The organism is Staphylococcus simulans (assembly GCF_047037175.1).
GTDB lineage: Bacteria > Bacillota > Bacilli > Staphylococcales > Staphylococcaceae > Staphylococcus > Staphylococcus simulans_C.
The window spans coordinates 121,760-141,231 of sequence record NZ_CP178241.1; the positions used below are offsets into that span (position 1 = coordinate 121,760).

General features: G+C 36.9%; 15 protein-coding genes. 11 read left to right on the top strand and 4 right to left on the bottom strand.

The features are described 5' to 3' along the window. Positions 1–10 precede the first annotated feature (10 nt). The 3 genes from ACFCT9_RS00510 (at position 11) to ACFCT9_RS00520 (ending at position 4,169) form a co-directional block, all read left to right on the top strand. A complete protein-coding gene (locus tag ACFCT9_RS00510) occupies positions 11–1,867 on the top strand; it encodes a cation:proton antiporter (RefSeq protein ID WP_412519940.1) in 1,857 nt (618 codons plus the stop codon). 159 nt (positions 1,868–2,026) lie between these two features. Then, positions 2,027–2,797, top strand: coding sequence for an enoyl-ACP reductase FabI (gene fabI, locus ACFCT9_RS00515; protein ID WP_412519942.1), 771 nt, complete (start codon positions 2,027–2,029; stop codon positions 2,795–2,797). Between the two features lie 127 nt (positions 2,798–2,924). Then, positions 2,925–4,169 (top strand): MFS transporter, encoded by a 1,245-nt coding sequence (locus ACFCT9_RS00520; RefSeq protein ID WP_412519944.1) that lies wholly within the window; start codon positions 2,925–2,927, stop codon positions 4,167–4,169. Between the two features lie 77 nt (positions 4,170–4,246). Here ACFCT9_RS00520 and cozEa read toward each other — a convergent pair whose 3' ends face one another. Then, positions 4,247–5,332 carry a lipoteichoic acid biosynthesis protein CozEa gene (gene cozEa / locus ACFCT9_RS00525; protein WP_412519946.1) on the bottom strand — a complete coding sequence of 362 codons (1,086 nt, stop codon included), beginning with the start codon at positions 5,330–5,332 and terminating at the stop codon, positions 4,247–4,249. A 195-nt stretch (positions 5,333–5,527) separates the two neighbouring features. After that, complete coding sequence (locus tag ACFCT9_RS00530; RefSeq protein WP_412519947.1) at positions 5,528–7,171, bottom strand: alanine/glycine:cation symporter family protein; 1,644 nt, start codon at positions 7,169–7,171, stop codon at positions 5,528–5,530. A gap of 307 nt (positions 7,172–7,478) precedes the next feature. On the opposite strand from ACFCT9_RS00530, the gene ACFCT9_RS00535 reads away from it, so the two are divergent. Next, positions 7,479–8,213 (top strand): esterase family protein, encoded by a 735-nt coding sequence (locus ACFCT9_RS00535; protein WP_412519949.1) that lies wholly within the window; start codon positions 7,479–7,481, stop codon positions 8,211–8,213. Positions 8,214–8,310: 97 nt separating this feature from the next. Beyond that, positions 8,311–8,820, top strand: coding sequence for a 2'-5' RNA ligase family protein (locus ACFCT9_RS00540; protein WP_412519951.1), 510 nt, complete (start codon positions 8,311–8,313; stop codon positions 8,818–8,820). A gap of 206 nt (positions 8,821–9,026) precedes the next feature. On the opposite strand, the gene ltaA is transcribed toward ACFCT9_RS00540, so the two are convergent. Together ltaA and ACFCT9_RS00550 are read right to left on the bottom strand one after the other, a co-directional pair. Further along, a complete protein-coding gene (ltaA, locus tag ACFCT9_RS00545) occupies positions 9,027–10,229 on the bottom strand; it encodes a lipoteichoic acid biosynthesis MFS flippase LtaA (protein WP_412519952.1) in 1,203 nt (400 codons plus the stop codon). Beyond that, positions 10,207–11,382 carry a diglucosyl diacylglycerol synthase gene (locus ACFCT9_RS00550; RefSeq protein ID WP_412519953.1) on the bottom strand — a complete coding sequence of 392 codons (1,176 nt, stop codon included), beginning with the start codon at positions 11,380–11,382 and terminating at the stop codon, positions 10,207–10,209. The genes ltaA and ACFCT9_RS00550 overlap by 23 nt, the downstream gene beginning before the upstream one ends. A 385-nt stretch (positions 11,383–11,767) precedes the next feature. Here ACFCT9_RS00550 and ACFCT9_RS00555 point away from each other — a divergent pair, with 385 nt between their 5' ends. From ACFCT9_RS00555 to ACFCT9_RS00580, 6 genes are all read left to right on the top strand, one after another. Next, positions 11,768–13,252, top strand: coding sequence for a UDP-N-acetylmuramoyl-L-alanyl-D-glutamate--L-lysine ligase (locus ACFCT9_RS00555; RefSeq protein ID WP_412519955.1), 1,485 nt, complete (start codon positions 11,768–11,770; stop codon positions 13,250–13,252). Next, positions 13,233–13,490 (top strand): YueH family protein, encoded by a 258-nt coding sequence (locus ACFCT9_RS00560; RefSeq protein ID WP_412519957.1) that lies wholly within the window; start codon positions 13,233–13,235, stop codon positions 13,488–13,490. The genes ACFCT9_RS00555 and ACFCT9_RS00560 overlap by 20 nt, the downstream gene beginning before the upstream one ends. Then, positions 13,487–15,049 carry a peptide chain release factor 3 gene (locus ACFCT9_RS00565; RefSeq protein WP_412519959.1) on the top strand — a complete coding sequence of 521 codons (1,563 nt, stop codon included), beginning with the start codon at positions 13,487–13,489 and terminating at the stop codon, positions 15,047–15,049. The genes ACFCT9_RS00560 and ACFCT9_RS00565 overlap by 4 nt, the downstream gene beginning before the upstream one ends. A 265-nt stretch (positions 15,050–15,314) precedes the next feature. Further along, a complete protein-coding gene (locus ACFCT9_RS00570; protein WP_412519961.1) occupies positions 15,315–16,130 on the top strand; it encodes a TerC family protein in 816 nt (271 codons plus the stop codon). Between the two features lie 190 nt (positions 16,131–16,320). After that, positions 16,321–18,012, top strand: a complete 1,692-nt coding sequence (locus ACFCT9_RS00575; RefSeq protein WP_412519963.1) for a S1C family serine protease — start codon at positions 16,321–16,323, stop codon at positions 18,010–18,012. Positions 18,013–18,029: 17 nt separating this feature from the next. Beyond that, the gene (locus ACFCT9_RS00580) at positions 18,030–19,388 is read left to right on the top strand and encodes a TrkH family potassium uptake protein (protein ID WP_412519964.1); all 1,359 of its coding nucleotides are present in this window, start codon (positions 18,030–18,032) and stop codon (positions 19,386–19,388) included. Positions 19,389–19,472: the final 84 nt, after the last annotated feature.

A 19,472-nucleotide genomic window follows, 5' to 3' on the forward strand; every position in this document is an offset into this window, starting at 1 on the left:
GGAGGGACACATGGAATTTGTATCACTCGTCATTGTTGTCATGGCAGCGTTTTTAACGCCGATTATTGTCAACAGACTTAATATCAATTTTCTACCTGTTGTTGTTGCGGAAATTTTAATGGGATTGATTATTGGACAATCCGGTTTCCATTTAGTAGAACGAGACAACATCTTGAATATTTTATCTACACTAGGTTTTATTTTCTTAATGTTTTTAAGTGGTTTAGAAATTGATTTCAATGCGTTTAAAGGCGATAAAAATGCACCTGAGAAATCCAAAAACAAAAAGAAAGCACCAAGTCACTTACAGCTTTCTTTATACGTTTTTTCACTGATCATGATTGTTTCAATCATTTTAGCGTATGCATTTAAATGGTTTGGTTTGATTGATGACGTGTTATTAATGGTCATCATTATTTCAACTATCTCATTAGGTGTGGTTGTACCAACATTAAAAGAAATGAATATCATGCGTACAACGATTGGACAGTTTATCTTGTTAACAGCCGTTTTAGCTGACTTGGTCACAATGATTTTATTAACGGTTTATGGGGCAATTAACGCTAAAGGCGGCGGAACATTATGGTTGATTTCGATTTTAATCGTCTTTACCATTATTTTCTATTTCCTTGGCGGTATCTTCAAAAAAGCACAATTCCTTCAAAAGTTAATGGACGGTACAACGCAAATCGGTATTCGTGCGGTCTTTGCGTTAATTATCTTATTAGTCGCATTGGCAGAAGGGGTAGGTGCTGAAAATATCTTAGGGGCCTTCTTAGCTGGTGTGATTGTATCACTGTTAGGTCCTGATGAAGATATGGTAGAAAAACTGGACTCATTTGGTTATGGTTTCTTTATTCCTATCTTCTTTATCATGGTAGGTGTGGATTTAAATATCCCGTCACTGATTAAAGAACCATCTATTTTAGTTATTATTCCAGTATTGATTATCGCATTCTTAATTTCTAAGATTATTCCAGTTTATGCGATTAGACCATGGTTTGATCAGAAAACCACATTGTCTTCTGCCTTTTTACTGACGTCTACCTTATCGTTAGTAATCGCAGCAGCTAAAATCGCAGAACAGTTGAATACGATTTCACCAGAAATCTCTGGAATCTTAATTTTAAGTGCGGTCATCACGTGTGTATTCGTACCGATTGTCTTTAAGAAGACTTTCCCAATGCCGACTGAAGCGACACGTCGTATTAATGTCAGTCTGATTGGTAAAAACCAATTAACGATTCCAATTGCGCAGAACTTAATGTCTGATTTATACGCGATTACGTTGTATTATCGTAAAGATTTAAGTGATAAACGTAATCTCTCTAATGATATTACGACAGTTGAAATTGCAGACTATGATGAAGCAGTACTTGAAAAACTTGGACTCTTTGATAGTGATATTGTAGTGTGTTCAACCAATGAAGACGAATTAAACTATAAAGTTGCACAAATGGCCAAAGACCATGGGGTCGGCCGTGTTATCTGCCGCTTTGAAGAGGGCGGAGAAACTGAAGCAGAATTACGTCAATCTGGCGTTGAAATCTTCAGTAGTTTCTTAAGTAATAAGATTTTACTGACAGGTTTAATTGAAACACCGAACATGTTGAACTTGTTAAGTAATGTTGAAACTTCATTATATGAAATTCAAATGCTTAACTATAAATTCGACAATATTCAATTACGTAACTTCCCATTCGATGGCGACATTATCTTCGTACGTATTGTGCGTGATAATGAATCGATTGTACCGCATGGTGATACGATGTTACGTTACGGTGACCGTTTGATTGTGACAGGTTCGAAAGAATATGTAGACGAATTAAAACGTGAGTTAGAATATTATTCACTGGGTTCAATTTAAGGGAAAGCGAAAGTCTAATGTATTGTTAGGCTTTCGTTTTTTCCATTTCTATAGCACCCTCTTGTGCTTTAATGGCTGAAACAAGTCTAATAGAATAAAAAATGTTATAATACTAATAATCAAAATTTGAATCATTAATTGAGTAAAAGGAGCGTTTTCATGTTTAGTTTAGAAGGAAAAACATACGTTATTATGGGAATTGCGAATAAACGCAGTATTGCTTTCGGGGTAGCCCAAGTATTAGATGAATTAGGAGCAAAACTTGTCTTTACATACCGTAAAGAACGCAGTAAGAAAGAATTAGATAAACTCGTAGATCAATTAAATCAAAAAGAGCATCTTACTTACCAAATTGATGTTCAAAGTGATGAAGAAGTGATTGAAGGTTTCAAAAAAATCGGTGAAGATGTCGGCCATATTGATGGTGTCTTCCATTCTATCGCATTTGCGAATGTTGAAGACTTACGCGGACGCTTCTCTGATACTTCAAGAGAAGGTTTCTTACTTGCACAAGACATCAGTTCTTATTCATTAACAATCGTTTCAAGAGAAGCGAAAAAATTAATGCCTGAAGGCGGCAGCATCGTTACAACAACATATTTAGGCGGAGAATACGCAGTTCCTAACTACAACGTGATGGGTGTTGCGAAAGCCAGCTTAGAAGCGAACGTGCGTTACTTAGCATTAGACTTAGGTCAAGACAACATCCGAGTTAACGCTGTTTCAGCAGGTCCTATCCGTACATTAAGTGCAAAAGGTGTCGGCGGCTTCAACACAATCTTAAAAGAAGTTGAAGAACGTGCACCATTAAAACGTAATGTAGATAAAGAAGAAGTCGGTAAAACAGCCGCTTTCTTATTAAGTGATTTAGCAAGTGGTGTAACAGGCGAAAACATTCATGTTGACGCTGGTTTCCACGTAATTAAATAATCATATTCAGTAGCGCGTACTATTTTAATTTGATATTAAAATAGTACGCTTTTTTGTGTCTATTCAATTCTCTCAATGAAGTGTATGATAGTTACGGGAATAAAAAATACAAAAGTGGGTGGACAGAGTGACAGAAAAAATTCATCAACAAGATAAATCTTATTCAAATAAGATTTTGGCTTCTTCTATGCTTGGGTTCGGCTTAGAGAATATGGATATTATGTTTTTAGCTTTTGCGCTATCTAGTATCATTAATGAATTCCATATTAGTTCTGCAGAAGCAGGATTAATCGCTTCAATTACCAATTTCGGCATGTTATTTGGAGGTATTATCTTCGGAGTACTTGCCGATAAATATGGCCGTATTCGTATTTTTACATACACCATTTTTATCTTTGCGATAGCAACGGCATTATTGTCCGTTTCTTCTAATATTTATATGGTTTATATTTTACGCTTTATCGCCGGCATGGGCGGCGGTGGAGAATTCGGTATCGGAATGGCGTTAGTGGCAGAAGTCTTCAAGAAACAGCACTTAGGACGTGTTTCTTCAGTGGTTGCGATAGGAGGTCAAATCGGTGCATTGATTGCGGCATTATTAGCAGCAGCAATTTTACCGCATCTCGGTTGGCGCGCACTCTTTATCATTGGTGTAATACCTGTTATTTTAGCATTCTACATCCGTCGTAATTTAGATGAAACAGAATCATGGAAACAGACGAAAGCTAATCGTACGTTAGAAAAGAAAGAGCATTCACCTATCGGTTTACTGTTTAATACCAAACATATGGCACACACAACCATCGCATTAACGATTATGTCGAGTGTGCAAGTCGCTGGTTACTTTGGATTAATGAACTGGTTACCATCAATCCTTCAAAAGCAGCATGGGTTGAGTGTATCTAACTCATCACTATGGACGATTAGCACGATTGTCGGTATGAGTCTAGGTATGTTTGCATTCGGACAAATTTTAGATCGTTTTGGGGCTAAACTTTCTTATACGATTTTCCTTATCGCTTCAGCCGCATCAGTCTTTATATATGTTTTTGCGCAAAGTGCTGTCGCATTACTGATAGGCGGTGCGTTTGTCGGTTTCTTCGTTAACGGCATGTTTGCGGGTTATGGGGCAGTCATCAGCAGTTATTATCCAACTCATATCCGCAGTACAGCTAACAATGTGGTCTTTAACATTGGCCGTGCATTAGGCGGTTTATCGCCGATTGCGATTGGTTATTTAATGGATCATTATGGTATGAGTACAACGATGATTTTCCTTGCTTGTCTTTATATGATTTCGCTTGTGATGATGTTATCACTTAAAAACATGCCATTGCGCGGCAGAAAAGCAATACGTGCAGATCACGCATAAGTTAATAGAACAATTCATGTATACAAAAAGCGTTCAACTTCCTATAGAATGGAAGCTGAACGCTTTTATAATACGAATTAATCTTTAACTTCACTTTGTGCTTTTCGCATAATGGCTTGACGGTAAATAAAGATATTACGAACGATGGTTTTAATCACAGCGTATAATGGCACTGCAACTAAAATTAAGACAAATCCACCTAAATTACCGGCAGCTAAGATTACGATAATAATCGTTAATGGGTGAATGTTAAGTGATTTACCCATGACATTCGGTGTAATGACATTTCCTTCTAATTGTTGCGCAACTAAAGTTACCACACAGACCCAAATAAATGCGGTTGGGCTTTGAATGATTCCGATAATTGCGGCAGGTAAGAAGGACATCCATGGTCCTAAGAATGGAATCATGTTTGCGACACCTGCGAATAACACAAGTAATAAAGTATATTCCAAACCGATGATTGTGTAACCGATGTATAGAATAATACCTAAAATAACACTGACTGTCACTTGTCCTTGGATGTATGATTGTAATGTATAGTTGACATCTTTTAGTAAGTTAGTCACAAAGATTTTACGGTCGCCATTGAATAACTTAGCCACAGAAGGAATAAACTTCTCATGGTCTTTCAACATGTAAATTAAGAAGAATGGCACCATAATTAATAAGAACAATGTAGAGATAATTTGAGAAACAATTGAAATCGAGTTGGATAGGATACTTGTCACATTATCTCCGAAGGATTTTACTACTTTATTGATGCGATCTGTCACATCACTTGGCAGTTTGTCCATTTGGTCTAGTGTATATTGTATGATTCCTTGAACTTCTTTTTGAAGTTGAGGGGCTTGTTTAATCAAACCATTGATTTGGTTGGCGATTAATGGCGCAACCACTGTAATCGCAGTTGCGGTCAAGCCGATTAATATCACAAAGATAATTGAAATGCTGCCCCAACGCGGCACTTTATGTTTTTCTAAGAATTTTTGAAGCGGTAAAAAGACATAAAATAAAAACCCGCTTAAAATGAATGGTAAGATAACTGATTGAATAATAATAATCAGCGGTTTAAAGATCACATGTACTTCCATAATCAATTTGATTAATAGAAATAATATCAATAACATGATCCCCGTTCGGAACCATACTTTATTTAACATTGATGTTGTCCTCCTAAAGAAATAGACTTATACATCATTATAGACTAAATCAAGTTATGGAAAAAGTCATATTTTGAAAGGTATATTGATTAACAGTTAAGAATATTTGTAGATTTATTATGAAAGACAAAGGAGAAAACGGATATCGTTTTCTCCTTTTTAAGCTATTTTAATTTGTTTTTAGCCTATAGCGTATTAAACTTCTTCTAAGTTACTTTGTGGTGGCTTCTTTTTATTTTTAGCACTTCTATCTTTTTCAATTGCTTCATCTTCATTGAAATGCGCATCTTTTAAACGCTTCGGATAGTCTTCAAGCCAGAACGTCGCATTTGGCAATTTCTGTGGATCTGGTTTGTAAATTGCGTAGTTGCCAGAGCCTTTTGTTTTCATTTGGTACTCGTAATCCTTCAAAGCGTCAACGGCAGGGCGATGGAGTATCCAAATTGCGATAATATTGAGCCATGCCATCATACCTACCCCTAAATCACCCATACTCCAAGCGACATCAGCTGTTTTGATTGAACCATAGAATGCCGCAAAGATTAATGCCAGTCGTGCGACTGTGAACCAGATTTTAGTCGTCAAGACAGAACTGTTTCTTGTCATATAGGCAATGTTTGTTTCTGCGATGTAGTAGTAAGCAAGGATTGTCGTAAAGGCAAAGAAGAATAAGGCAATCGCAATAAAGTATGAACCGATACCTGAGAAGGCAGGGTCAAAGTGATAACTGCCGCCTTGTAAGGCTTTATCAATACCGGCTTGTGCGTACATAGCTGTACCTGAATAATCTTTCGTACCATCGGCATTTTGAACGTAAATACCGTTGTCTTTAATTAATTCAGGAATGCCGCCTGGTTTCAACTCACCATTTGTCGTATTATATGTGCCTGAAATTAAGATAATTAATGCTGTGGCAGTACATACAAATAATGTATCGACATATACTGAGAATGATTGAACTAAACCTTGTTTGGCAGGGTGAGAGACCTCTGCTGCAGATGCTGCGTGCGGGCCAGTCCCTTGTCCAGCTTCGTTTGAATACAAGCCACGTTTTACACCGATTTCAATCATGGCACCGAAGATACCACCAAATGCGGCTTGCATACCGAATGCGGATTTAAAGATTAATGCGATTAAAGCTGGAACAGCTTGAATGTTGATAATAATAATAAAGACTGCCATTAAAATATATAGAATGGCCATGAAAGGCACGACTGCAGTCGCAACATTTGCGATCCATTTGATACCGCCGAAAATAATCAGACCTAAAATGACCGCAATTGTGATGGCTACAATCCAGTTTGGAATTTGGAAAGCGTTGTTCATTGAACTTGCGATCGCGTTAGATTGTACCCCTGGCAGTAATAAGCCAACTGAAATTACCGTCACAACCGCAAAGACTAAACCATAAATTTTACCTATGCGCCCTTTAATTCCATATTCAATGTAGTAGGCGGGACCCCCTCGATATTCCCCTTTTTCTTCACGTTTGAAGATTTGACCTAATGTTGATTCGATAAATGCACTGCTGGCACCTAAGAATGCAGTGACCCACATCCAAAAGACTGCACCAGGACCCCCAATAAAAATAGCTGTAGAGACGCCGACGATATTCCCAGTACCGACACGTCCTGCTAAAGAGAGTGCTATAGCTTGGAAACTTGATATCCCAGTCGGTGATTTTTCACCGTGGAACATTAAACGAATCATCTCTTTAAAATGCCTGACTTGAAAGAATTTCATCATCAAAGAAAATAAAATCCCTGTAATCAATAGACCATAAACAAGCGGTTTACTCCACACAATTTCATTAAACCAAGCTACAAAACTTTCTAGCATAATGATTTCCCCCTTATAAAAACGGAAAAAGAAAACGCTTACATTTTACCCCTAAAAAAATAAGCGTATAAATTTCCGCTATTGTATGTGTTTCGACATGCATAAGTAACATTGATTTTTTTCAATTATACTTTGAATAAAAATTCCGTGCAACACTTTTAGTGGAATTAAATAACAAAATTTACAAATAAAACCTTATTGACTTAATCGGAATGATGTCTTAAACCTAGAATATATCTAGGTTAATACCCAAGTAGCAAGAAAATTGTTAAACTAGAATTAAGTTTTAAAAATCAGGAGGGGTACTGTGAGTGAATTAGAACCAGGTGTCGTAACACAGACACAATTTCATAGTGATATTTTAGAACGTGATATCACATTATCGATCTACTTACCAAAAAATTATTCATCATTATTTAAATATAAAGTTGTATTTTGTTTTGACGGTTTAGACTTCTTTCGTTTTGGACAAATTCATCGTGTATATGAACGATTAAGAGAAAATGAACAAGTTGAACGTGCGATTTTCATAGGCTTCCATTATGAAACGGTAGATAAACGCAGAGAAGAATTTTCACCGAATGGCAGTCGTTCACCTTTAACTGTAAAAGCGATGGGACAAGAATTGTTGCCGTATATTGATAAAACTTTCCCAACATTTAAAGTTGCGAGCGGACGTGTGTTATTAGGTGACAGTTTAGCTGGCTCTATTGCGTTAATGACAGCCTTATCTTATCCACGCTTATTTAATCAAGTAGGGATGTTCAGTCCCATGTTTAATGATGTAGTTGATTTACTCGCAAATCGTTGCCAGTTTATTGATCAATTAGATATTTGGCAAGCAGTGGGGAAAGAAGAGATAGATTTTGCGTTGCCGACAACGGGGGAACGTGCAGATTTCCTAACGCCAAACCGTGAATTAAAAGCTTTATTAGAAAAGCTGAATGTCACGCATTACTATGAAGAGTTTGATGGCGGACATCGTTGGAAGTACTGGAGAAAGTTAATGGAATCTTTACTTTTACACTTTTTAGAGGCATAAACGATTCAGTAAATTCTGTAAAGTTACAGTTTTTGGTAACGATTTCATGGAATATTTGCTATAATGACCATATAGTTCAATCTAAGGAGGAATTCAAATGATTTTAGGGTTAGCATTAATTCCATCAAAAACATTCCGTGAAAAAATTGATGCATATCGTAAACGTTATGATGTACGTTATGCTCAAATTCCACCTCATATTACAATCAAAGATTCATTTGAGGTTGAAGAAAATGATTTTGACAACGTGAAAAAAGAGATTCAATCACGTATTGAAGGCATTGCGCCACTTCACATTCATGCGACGAAAGCATCAAACTTCGCACCTGTAAATAATGTGATTTATTTTAAAGTTGAAAAGACACCTGAATTAGAAACGTTAGATGAACGTTTCAACAATGGTGATTTCTACGGCCAACCAGAACATTCATTTGTTCCGCATTTTACAATTGCTCAAGGTTTAACAAGCCAAGAATTTGAAGATATCTTCGGTCAAGTTAAACTGGCTGGTATTGATTACGAAGAAACAATTAGTGAGTTAACATTATTGAAATATAATGATGAAGCTGACAAATGGGAAACAATCGACACATACAGTTTCAAATAAGATGTGAAGACCGTTTAAACCAAATGACACAGCATCAATCAAAAGTACGGGGCTGAGACATTGTGATTATAAGGGCTCGATAGTGAATAGAGGTTACTATCTATCTTCAATGTCTTAACCTCTTGCTTTTAAATACATATTATAAATACATGAATTTGAAAAAAGGCAGCTGATTCTCTTGTGGAATCAGCTGCCTTTTGACAATCCTATTTAAATGCTTGTTGTTTTTGAATACGTAAGAAGTATATGCCATAGAAAATGGCTAAGAAGACGAAAACACCGCCTGAGAAGTAAAAGGTCATATTCAAGTTATTTGTAAATTGATATAACATACCACCGATAAGCGGGCCAATCATCGCACCCACACCTTGGATACTATTAAAGACACCCCAAGTTTCTTCTTGTTCATCTTGTTTAATGAATTTAGCCATGAAGGTATTCCATGCAGGTAATAAAAAGCCATACATTAAGCCGATAAATAGTGCGACACCCCACACAATATAAATTTGTGTGATGATTGACAGACTGAAAATCGCTAATGTATATAATACAAAACCAGTAAAAATCGCACTGAACATAAATTTGTTGCCATGGCGATCGATGATTTTAGATAAGAACAACATGGAAATGGCACAGCCGACACCGCCAATGATTAAAGCAGCAGTGTATTCAACCATACTTACTTTTACAACTTTTGTCGCATAGGTCGGTAAAATCGGAACAAGCGCACTGATAGAAGCGCCTTGTAAGATAATACCTGGGAATAATACGCCATTTGAATGTGCAACGCGTTTAATTTGTCCGAGTTGTTCTTTGAAACGGCGTGTTCTATAGTTTGTGAGACGTATTTTCACAAAGTAATAAAGTATCCAAGCAATTAATACGACAAGCGCCATTAAGAATGTAAAGTGGGTTGGATGTACTTTAACAATCAATAACATGCCAATCATACCTGCTAATAAACCAAACAGCCATGAGAAGTAGACATGCCCCATTTGTTTACCGCGAGACTCATCACGTACACTAGATAACATAATTACCCATATCGGGCTTGAAGCGACCCCGAGTAAAATGGAACTCATAATTAAAATGAAAGCATTATATGGGAACCAAATAACTAGAAATAAACTGCCGAATGCTAATAAAAAGCCGAGTGTTAAAACGGGTTTTGCACCAAAACGTTTTAATAAGAAGCCGACAACAAAGTTTGTTGCGGCATCAGAAATATAATGGATAGACACCGCGGCAGAAGTTACACCCACAGCTACTGAAGAAACAGTAGGCAAGAAGGGAAGGTAACCTAAAACAAACATGCCGCGTGCGAATTCCATAAAGAACAATATAAACAACATAATTATGAAATTACGTTTATAGTTTGTGTTGTATTTACTTGAGGAAGAGCTTTGCATATAATGGAACCTTTCCATAAATTTCTTCTGCTTGTGAAGATTCATCTAATAGATGTAGTAGGTCTCGGCATAATTTATAGGTAGGGTATTTCACTTTTAGGTCTTGCATGCGTGTAACCATTGCGTTTAAATCTTGTTCATCCTGTGTTAAATCTGTAATTAAAGCAATAGCTTCTTCTGTTGTCGCCGCAACTTTACCCATACCTTTAGCTTCGAAGTAAAGCGCATTTTCTAGCTCTTGACCTGGTGCCGGGTCTAAGAAAATCATCGGCACTTTACGCGCAAGTGCTTCAGAAATCGTAATGCCGCCAGGTTTCGTAATCATCAAGTTAGAAGCAGCCATCCATTCGTTCATATGATGGGTATAGCCTAAAATCAATACGTTTTTGTTCGATTTAAATTGATGTTTTAAATTACGTTTTAATTCTTTATTACGGCCACATACCATGACCACTTGTGTTTCTGGCGTGCGTTCTAAAATATCAGCAATCATCGATTCGAAGCCTTTAGATACACCAAATGCACCTGCAGACATTAAAATTGTTGGACGTTTTGGATCGAGACGATTTTGACGCATCCAAGCTGCTGTATCAATGTCTTCTTCGAATTGTGATGAAATTGGAATGCCTGTAACTTTTATAATATCTTGTGGTACGCCGATATCTTTAAATTCTTGTTTTAAGTCTTCTGTAGCGACATAATAACGTGAAGAGTGTGGGGTTACCCAGTTTTTATGTAAGCGATAATCTGTCATTACCGTCGCAATCGGAATGTTCATATTAAATTGTTCTGTTAAAACAGACATGACCGGCGTAGGGAATGTCAGTAAAATCAAGTCAGGTTTTTCTTTTATTAACAAATTAATCAATTTGTTTAAACCGTAATATTTGTAAAAACATTTATCAATGTCTTTTGGGCGGCTATAGTAAAAATGCTTGTATGAATTTCTGAAATATTTAAAACTATTGATATAATACTTTTTGCAAATGGATGTTAAAATGGGATGTGCTTCTAAAAACAAATCATGTTCAATCACAGATAAGTGTTGGAGATTCATTTCTTTTAATTGATTCACAACGCTATTCGTCACTTGCAAATGGCCGTTCCCGAAAGAACCTGTAATAATCAATATCTTCTTGTTTTGAGTAACCATGAAAGCAGCCACCCTCCAGTTAGTAGATTTAATGTTGTCTATATTAAGCAAATATATAGAATATATTGCTTTGTCTACAGTGTAACGTATGTTGCAGCCAGATTAAATAGTATTGACGCTAACATCACTGAATTATAACACTTATTAACAGAGTATAAAAATATTTTCATACTTTCTTAACATTTGCGTGAAATAAAACAGGTTTGCTATTTGTAAATAGTGATGTTTATATAATAGGAAAGTTTTGAATCAAATGTATCTATAACAACGTCATCGATATCTTAATCGCGTAGAAAAATGTACAATAGAAAATGAACGCACGCATCTAGATTTCTAAAGAAAAAATGTATAATATAGTAGTATTGGAAAAGAAGGGGCGATCGATGTGAAAGCGAACGAATTGTTCGAGAAAATAAAGTCGAAACAAGTACTTGGCAGTTTAGATAGAGAAGTGGATGATGTGACAACGGATTCCCGTACTGCAAAAGCAGGCAGTATCTTTGTAGCTTCAAAAGGCTATACAGTAGACAGCCATAAATTTTGCCAAAATGTAGTCGATCAAGGTTGTAAAGTGATCGTAGTAGAACGCGAACAACAATTAACAGGCGATGTGACACAAGTGATTGTACCTAATACAAGACGTGTCGCAAGTTTGATTGTACATAAATTATATCAATACCCGAGCGAAAAGTTAGTTACTTATGGTGTGACAGGGACCAACGGTAAAACATCTATTGCGACAATGATTCATTTAATACACCGTAAATTAGGAAAAGGCAGTGCTTACTTAGGCACAAATGGTTTCCAAATCAATGAAACCATTACTAAAGGTGAGAATACGACACCTGAAACTGTGACATTGACGAAAAAAGTTCATGAAGCAGTTGAAGCGGGTGCTGAGTCAATGACATTAGAAGTTTCAAGTCATGGTTTAGCTTTAGGTCGTTTAAGCGGTGTAGAATTTGATGTTGCGATTTTTTCAAACTTAACTCAAGACCATTTAGATTTTCATGGCACAATGGAAGCTTATGGTCATGCGAAGTCATTGTTATTTAGCCAATTAGGTGAAGATTTAAGTAAAGAAAAATGTGCAATCGTCAATCAAGATGATAAATTCTCTGAATACTTGAAAACAGTAACACCTTATGAAGTCTTTACGTATGGGATTCACAATGAAGCCCAATTCCAAGCCATCAATATAAAAGAGTCTTTAACAGGTGCTTCATTTGATTTTGTGACACCAGACGGTACTTTCCATGTGGATTCACCTTATGTCGGTCAATTCAACATTTCTAATATTATGGCAGCAATGACAGCAGTTTGGAGTAAAGGTACACCAATGCAAGCGATTGTGGATGTAGTCAGCCAATTAGAACCAGTTGAAGGGCGTTTAGAAGTATTAGACCGTTCTTTACCGATTGATTTAATCATTGATTATGCGCATACAACAGATGGCATTGAAAAGCTCATCGATGCGGTTAAACCATTTGTGAAACAAAAATTCATTTTACTGGTTGGCATGGCTGGCGAACGTGATTTAACAAAAACACCAGAAATGGGCAAACAAGCATGTCGTGCAGATTATGTGATTTTCACACCGGATAATCCCGCAAACGATGATCCAAAAATGTTGACGCATGAATTAGCTAAAGGTGCAACACATGATAATTATGTAGAATTTACTGATCGCGCTGAAGGCATTCGCCATGCGATTGAAGTGGCAGAACCAGGTGATACAGTCGTATTAGCTTCAAAAGGACGTGAACCTTATCAAATCATGCCGGGTCATGTTAAAGTACCACATCGTGATGATTTGATTGGTCTAGAAGCTGCATACAAAAAATTTGGAGGTGGCCCTTCTGAAGATTAGGACACTTCAAACAATAGAAGGTGCAACAGCCTATTATTATACAGACGATACAATGCAGAACCAGCTGATTGCTGTTCCAGATATGAGCTGGTCTGTGATGGTAGATAAGAAGGAGTCAGCAGAAGATGTAGAAGAAGACTTAGTAATGGACCTATTTAATTTAATGGACGAAGCCGAAGCGGAAAGCTTGGCGCATGAACTGACTTTAATTCTATTTGAAAAAGGAGACGAAAGATGAGTATAAAGGATGAAATTGAATCCAGAAAAACCTTTGCGATTATTTCTCACCCGGATGCCGGGAAAACAACTTTAACTGAAAAATTACTGTTATTTGGCGGTGCCATTCGTGAAGCAGGGACAGTTAAAGGTAAGAAATCAGGAAAATTCGCAACAAGTGACTGGATGAAAGTCGAACAAGAACGTGGTATCTCAGTAACAAGTTCTGTGATGCAGTTCAATTATGATGATTTTAATATTAATATTTTAGATACACCAGGGCATGAAGACTTCTCAGAAGATACGTATCGTACACTAATGGCAGTCGATAGTGCCGTGATGGTGATTGACTGTGCTAAAGGGATTGAGCCCCAAACTTTAAAACTCTTTAAAGTATGTAAAATGCGTGGCATTCCAATCTTCACTTTCATCAACAAACTGGACCGTGTTGGTAAAGAACCTTTCGAGTTGTTAGATGAAATTGAAGAAACTTTGAATATTAAAACGTATCCGATGAACTGGCCTGTCGGCATGGGTCAAAACTTCTTCGGAATTATCGATCGTGAAGAACGCACGATTGAACCATTCAGAGATGAAGAACACCTATTGCATATTAATGAAGATTACGAATTAGAAGAGGAACATCCGATTACGAATGATAGTACATTCGCACAAGCAATTGAAGAGTTTATGCTGGTGGAAGAAGCGGGTGAAGATTTCGATAATGAAATGATGTTAGCAGGTGAATTAACACCAGTATTCTTCGGCTCAGCTTTAGCAAACTTTGGTGTTCAAAGCTTCTTAAACGCGTATGTAGACCATGCGCCGATGCCGAACGGCCGTGTTACTAAAGATGAAGAAGAAGTGAGTCCGTTTGCGCCTGACTTCTCAGGATTTATCTTTAAAATTCAAGCCAACATGGACCCTAAACACCGTGACAGAATCGCATTTATGCGTATTGTCAGCGGCGCATTTGAACGTGGTATGGATGTTAAATTACAACGTACCAACAAGAAACAAAAGATAACACGTTCAACGTCATTTATGGCTGATGATAAAGAAACAATCAATCATGCGGTTGCTGGAGATATTATCGGTTTATATGATACAGGTAATTATCAAATCGGAGATACTTTAGTTGGCGGTAATCAAAAATTCAGTTTTGAAGATCTGCCACAGTTCACACCTGAATTATTTATGAAAGTATCACCGAAAAACGTAATGAAACAAAAACACTTCCATAAAGGGATTGAACAGCTAGTACAAGAAGGTGCAATCCAGTACTATAAAACATTGCATACGAACCAAATTATTTTAGGTGCAGTAGGTCAACTTCAATTCGAAGTTTTCGAACATCGTATGAAAAATGAATACAATGTTGATGTCATTATGGAACCGGTCGGCCGTAAAATTGCACGTTGGGTTGAAAATGAAGACGATATCCAAGATAAGATGAGTACAGCACGTTCAATCTTAGTTCAAGACCGTTACGAACAAAAAGTGTTCTTATTTGAAAATGAATTTGCGACACGTTGGTTTGAAGAAAAATTCCCTGAAATTAAACTTTATAGTTTATTATAGGTATTCATTAGGGTATAATTATTTTAAATAAATGAATACCTATGACAGTTATGTCAGAGGGGAGTAACTTACGAAGCTAGTTTTTAAACTACTTCAACATTCTTATCGTCATTACGAAATGCGCAGACATTTCCGGTAAAATGGAATGCATATAAAAGTGTATGGATTCAAGTGAGACCTTTGCTATTTATTTAGCATGGGTCTCTTTTATTTTGTTTAAGTCTTTAAGCCAGACGATTGAATTTTTTTAAGGAGTGGTCATTGAATGGATCCGAGTTTAATTTTATCCTACGGATGGGTATTGCTCGTACTCGTGTTTTTAGAAGGATTACTTGCTGCGGATAACGCAGTAGTTATGGCAGTAATGGTAAGACATTTACCGCCTGAGCAAAGAAAGAAAGCATTATTCTATGGTTTATTAGGTGCGTTTGTTTTTAGATTCTTGTCTTTATTCTTAATCAGTTACCTTGTAAACTTCTGGTTTATCCAAGCTGCCGGTGCGGTTTACTTACTTTATATGTCAGGACGCAATCTATATCAATTTTACAAATCCAAAGGTCATGGGCCTGAACAACCAGAAGGAGATGACCATCACTATGATGAGCATGGGACTGAAAAGAAAGTCAGCCCGAAAGCATTCTGGGCTACAGTTGCGAAAGTTGAATTTGCAGATATCGCCTTTGCGATTGACTCAATGCTTGCCGCAATGGCCATTGCCTTTACGTTGAAACCAGTCGGCATTCATTTCGGCGGTATGGACTTAGGTCAATTCGCTGTTATGTTTATGGGTGGTATGATTGGTGTCATCTTAATGCGTTTCGCCGCAACATGGTTCGTAGAATTGTTAAATAAATACCCTGGTCTTGAAGGTGCAGCCTTTGCGATTGTTGGATGGGTCGGTATCAAATTAGTGGTACTTGTGCTTGCACATCCACAAGTTCATTTAATTCCAGAAGATTTTCCACATTCAACATTATGGCAAATCATTTTCTGGGGTGTCATGATTGGACTTGTTATCTTTGGTTGGTTATCATCTTTACGCCACAACAAAAAGAAAGCAAAAGAACAATCAAATTCTTAATACCATATGAAATATCAAGCCGTTTATCTTTATTTAGAAGAAAGATAAACGGCTTTTTCTATGTTTGACTTACGAATTGAAGTAGAAGAGAAAATACTCTAAAATTTTTAGTGAAAGCACTAAGTTTACAAGAAATTTACAATAGATTGTGTCATAATAGATAAGAAAGATTGTAGTAGAGGAGGGCGTTATGATGGCAGAAGAAAATGGAAAGCGTCAACCAGATGAAAAACAAGTGATTCCGAAAAGTCATTATAAACGAAAACGTCGAGAGTTTTTCCATAATGAAGAACGAGAGCAACGTGTTGAACAAGAAAAAGAACAACAAGCACAAGAAAAAGAAAAAGCAGCGATGCAAGCAAAAAACAATGAAGAACGTGTGAAAGACAACTTAAGAAAGGCACGCATTGAAAAATTAACGCAAGAAGAAATCCAGCATCAACAAGAAATTGCGCAGGGTAAACGTGAGCCTGAAGCAGAAAGTGAAACGACTGAGACACCGAAGGCAGAAACATCATCAAAAGATGAATCTTTACATAAAGAACAGCCATCAACTTCCACTAAAGGTGCCAAACAAGAAACAGTTAAAAATGAAAAGGCTGTTTCGAATGTCTCTTCAGTCACGGTAGATGATAGTACTAAAATTCATGATGAACCTACATCAGCATCTGAGGAAGAATCAGTTGAAACAGAAACGAAAGATGCACATCATGACGACAAGCCTGCACAACACAGTTCAACAGGCAGTCAGGCTAAAGCTTTCTTTGAAAAACATTGGGCTAAAATCGCAATTGCGGTCGGCGTAATTATTTTATTATTATTGCTCTTTGCGATCTTCCATAATCTAAGAAGTGATAATGGCGCTGGTGATGTCGCTACATTTGATGGAAGCAGCGACAAAAAAGAAACAGCGATGATGAAGGCAGCTAAAAGCTCGATTCATTCAGTTGTAACAGTTGAGAACAAAACTAAGAATAAAAGCTCAATTGATAAAGAAACCGCAAATTCTGATAACGAAATTGGTTCAGGTGTCGTCTACAAAAAAGTGGACGACTCTATTTTTATATTGACGAATAGTCACGTGGTGGGCGATAAAAAGACACAACGTATTTTATACGATGATAATAAAGAAACTACTGGTAAAGTAATCGGGAAAGATAAATATTCTGATATCGCAGTGGTTAAAGCTAACGTAGAAAAAGATAGTGATGTTCAAGCAATTCGTATCGGAGACTCGAAACAACTTCAACTTGCTGAACCTGTCATTACAGTCGGTAATCCATTAGGCGCAGACTTTAAAGGCAGTATTTCAAATGGCGTTGTTTCTGGTTTGAACCGAAATGTTCCGGTCGATATTGATAAAGATAACCACTATGATGTACTGACAAAAGCCTTTCAAATTGATGCACCTGTCAATCCGGGGAACTCAGGCGGGGCAGTGGTCGATCAAAATGGCAAGTTAGTCGGTATTGTTTCATTGAAAATTGATATGCCTGCAGTAGAGGGGATGGCATTTGCGATTCCGGTCAATAAAGCTGTGACACTTGCGAAACAGTTAGAAGATAAAGGGAAAATTGAATATCCAAATACAGGTGTTGCGTTATCGAATGTAGCTGAATTATCAGATGCAGAACGCAATCAATATCAAGTTCCTAAAGATATACAACAAGGTGCGCTAGTCAGAGAAGTGAATCACAACTCACCAGGCGACAAAGCAGGTTTAAAAACTGGCGATATTATTGTAGAATTAGATGGTAAAAAAATTGAAGATAATTTAAGATATAGACAGATTGTCTTTGAACATCAAGCAGATTTGAAGTCATTATCTGCAAAAATATATAGAAATGGTAAACTAAAAAGTATTACGATTAAATTGAAGTAGTGTTGAGGTGAAAACAGTTGTCCATTTTTAACCAGTTATTCAAGAGATCCAGTCCTCAACAAGGTATTGTTTTATTCTATCTGATTGCGATTATCGCAGCATTTTTAATGTTAAATTTACCTGGCGTGCATAAACCTGGTGTGCACGTTGATCCGATTGATACATTGTTTGTAGCTGTATCAGGAATCAGTGTGACTGGATTGACACCTGTGACGATTGCCGATACGTATTCAACGTTCGGTCAAATTGTCATCATGATTATTTTAAATATCGGCGGTGTCGGTGTCATGGCATTAGGTACAGTGTTATGGCTCATTTTAGGTAAACATATCGGCTTACGCGAACGTCAGATGATTATGTTAGATAATAACCGCCATACGATGAGCGGTGCGGTACAATTGATTATTGAAATTGTCAGAGCGGTCTTAATCATTGAATTTGTCGGTGCATTGTTATTGGCCTTTTATTTCTATAGAGATACTGCAGACATCCAATATGCGTTAATGCAAGGCTTCTTTGTTTCAGTCGCCTCAACAACCAACGCAGGACTGGATATTACCGGAAATTCTTTGATTCCTTATGCGAATGATTATTTTGTACAGACGATTGTCATGTTTTTAATTACACTCGGTTCAATCGGTTTCCCAGTCTTATTAGAAATCAAAGCCTATATCAGTAATAGAAATCCAAACTTCCGCTTCTCATTATTTGCGAAAATCACAACGATTACGTATTTCGCATTATTTGTATTCGGAACAATCATGATTTTAATTTTAGAGATGGGCAACACGTTAAAGGATGTCAGTTGGCATAAAGCACTCTTTTATGCCATGTTCCAATCGACGACTACAAGAAGTGCTGGATTACAGACTATAGACATCTCGCAATTTACTGATGCGACCAATTCATTGATGGGTACATTAATGTTTATCGGTTCTTCACCAAGCTCAGTTGGTGGGGGTATTCGAACAACGACGTTTGCGATTCTGATTCTCTTTATTTTAAACTTCCGTACGGATTCAGAACGCATTACGATTAAAGTCTTTAATAGAGAAATCTTGCCGTCAGATATTCAAAAGACCTTTATGGTCTTTAGTGTCGCAACAATTTTGACTTTGACATCGATTGTGATTGTTCAAGCTGTAGAAGGCAGTAAAATGTCAATTCTTCAAGTATTCTTTGAAATCATGTCAGCGTTCGGAACGTGTGGTTTATCATTAGGGTTATCGAGTGATGGTACAGATTTATCCAAGATTGTCTTAATGATCTTGATGTTTATCGGACGGGTCGGTTTAATCTCCTTCATCTTAATGGTGGGCGGCAGAAAAGAACCTGTCTTATATCACTATCCAAAAGAAAAAGTACAAATTGGTTAATGGATCACCTATCAACATCAAATACGAATAGCGTCAGCTAAAATAACTTATACAAAATACAGCATGTGTTTAAAACTCTTAAAT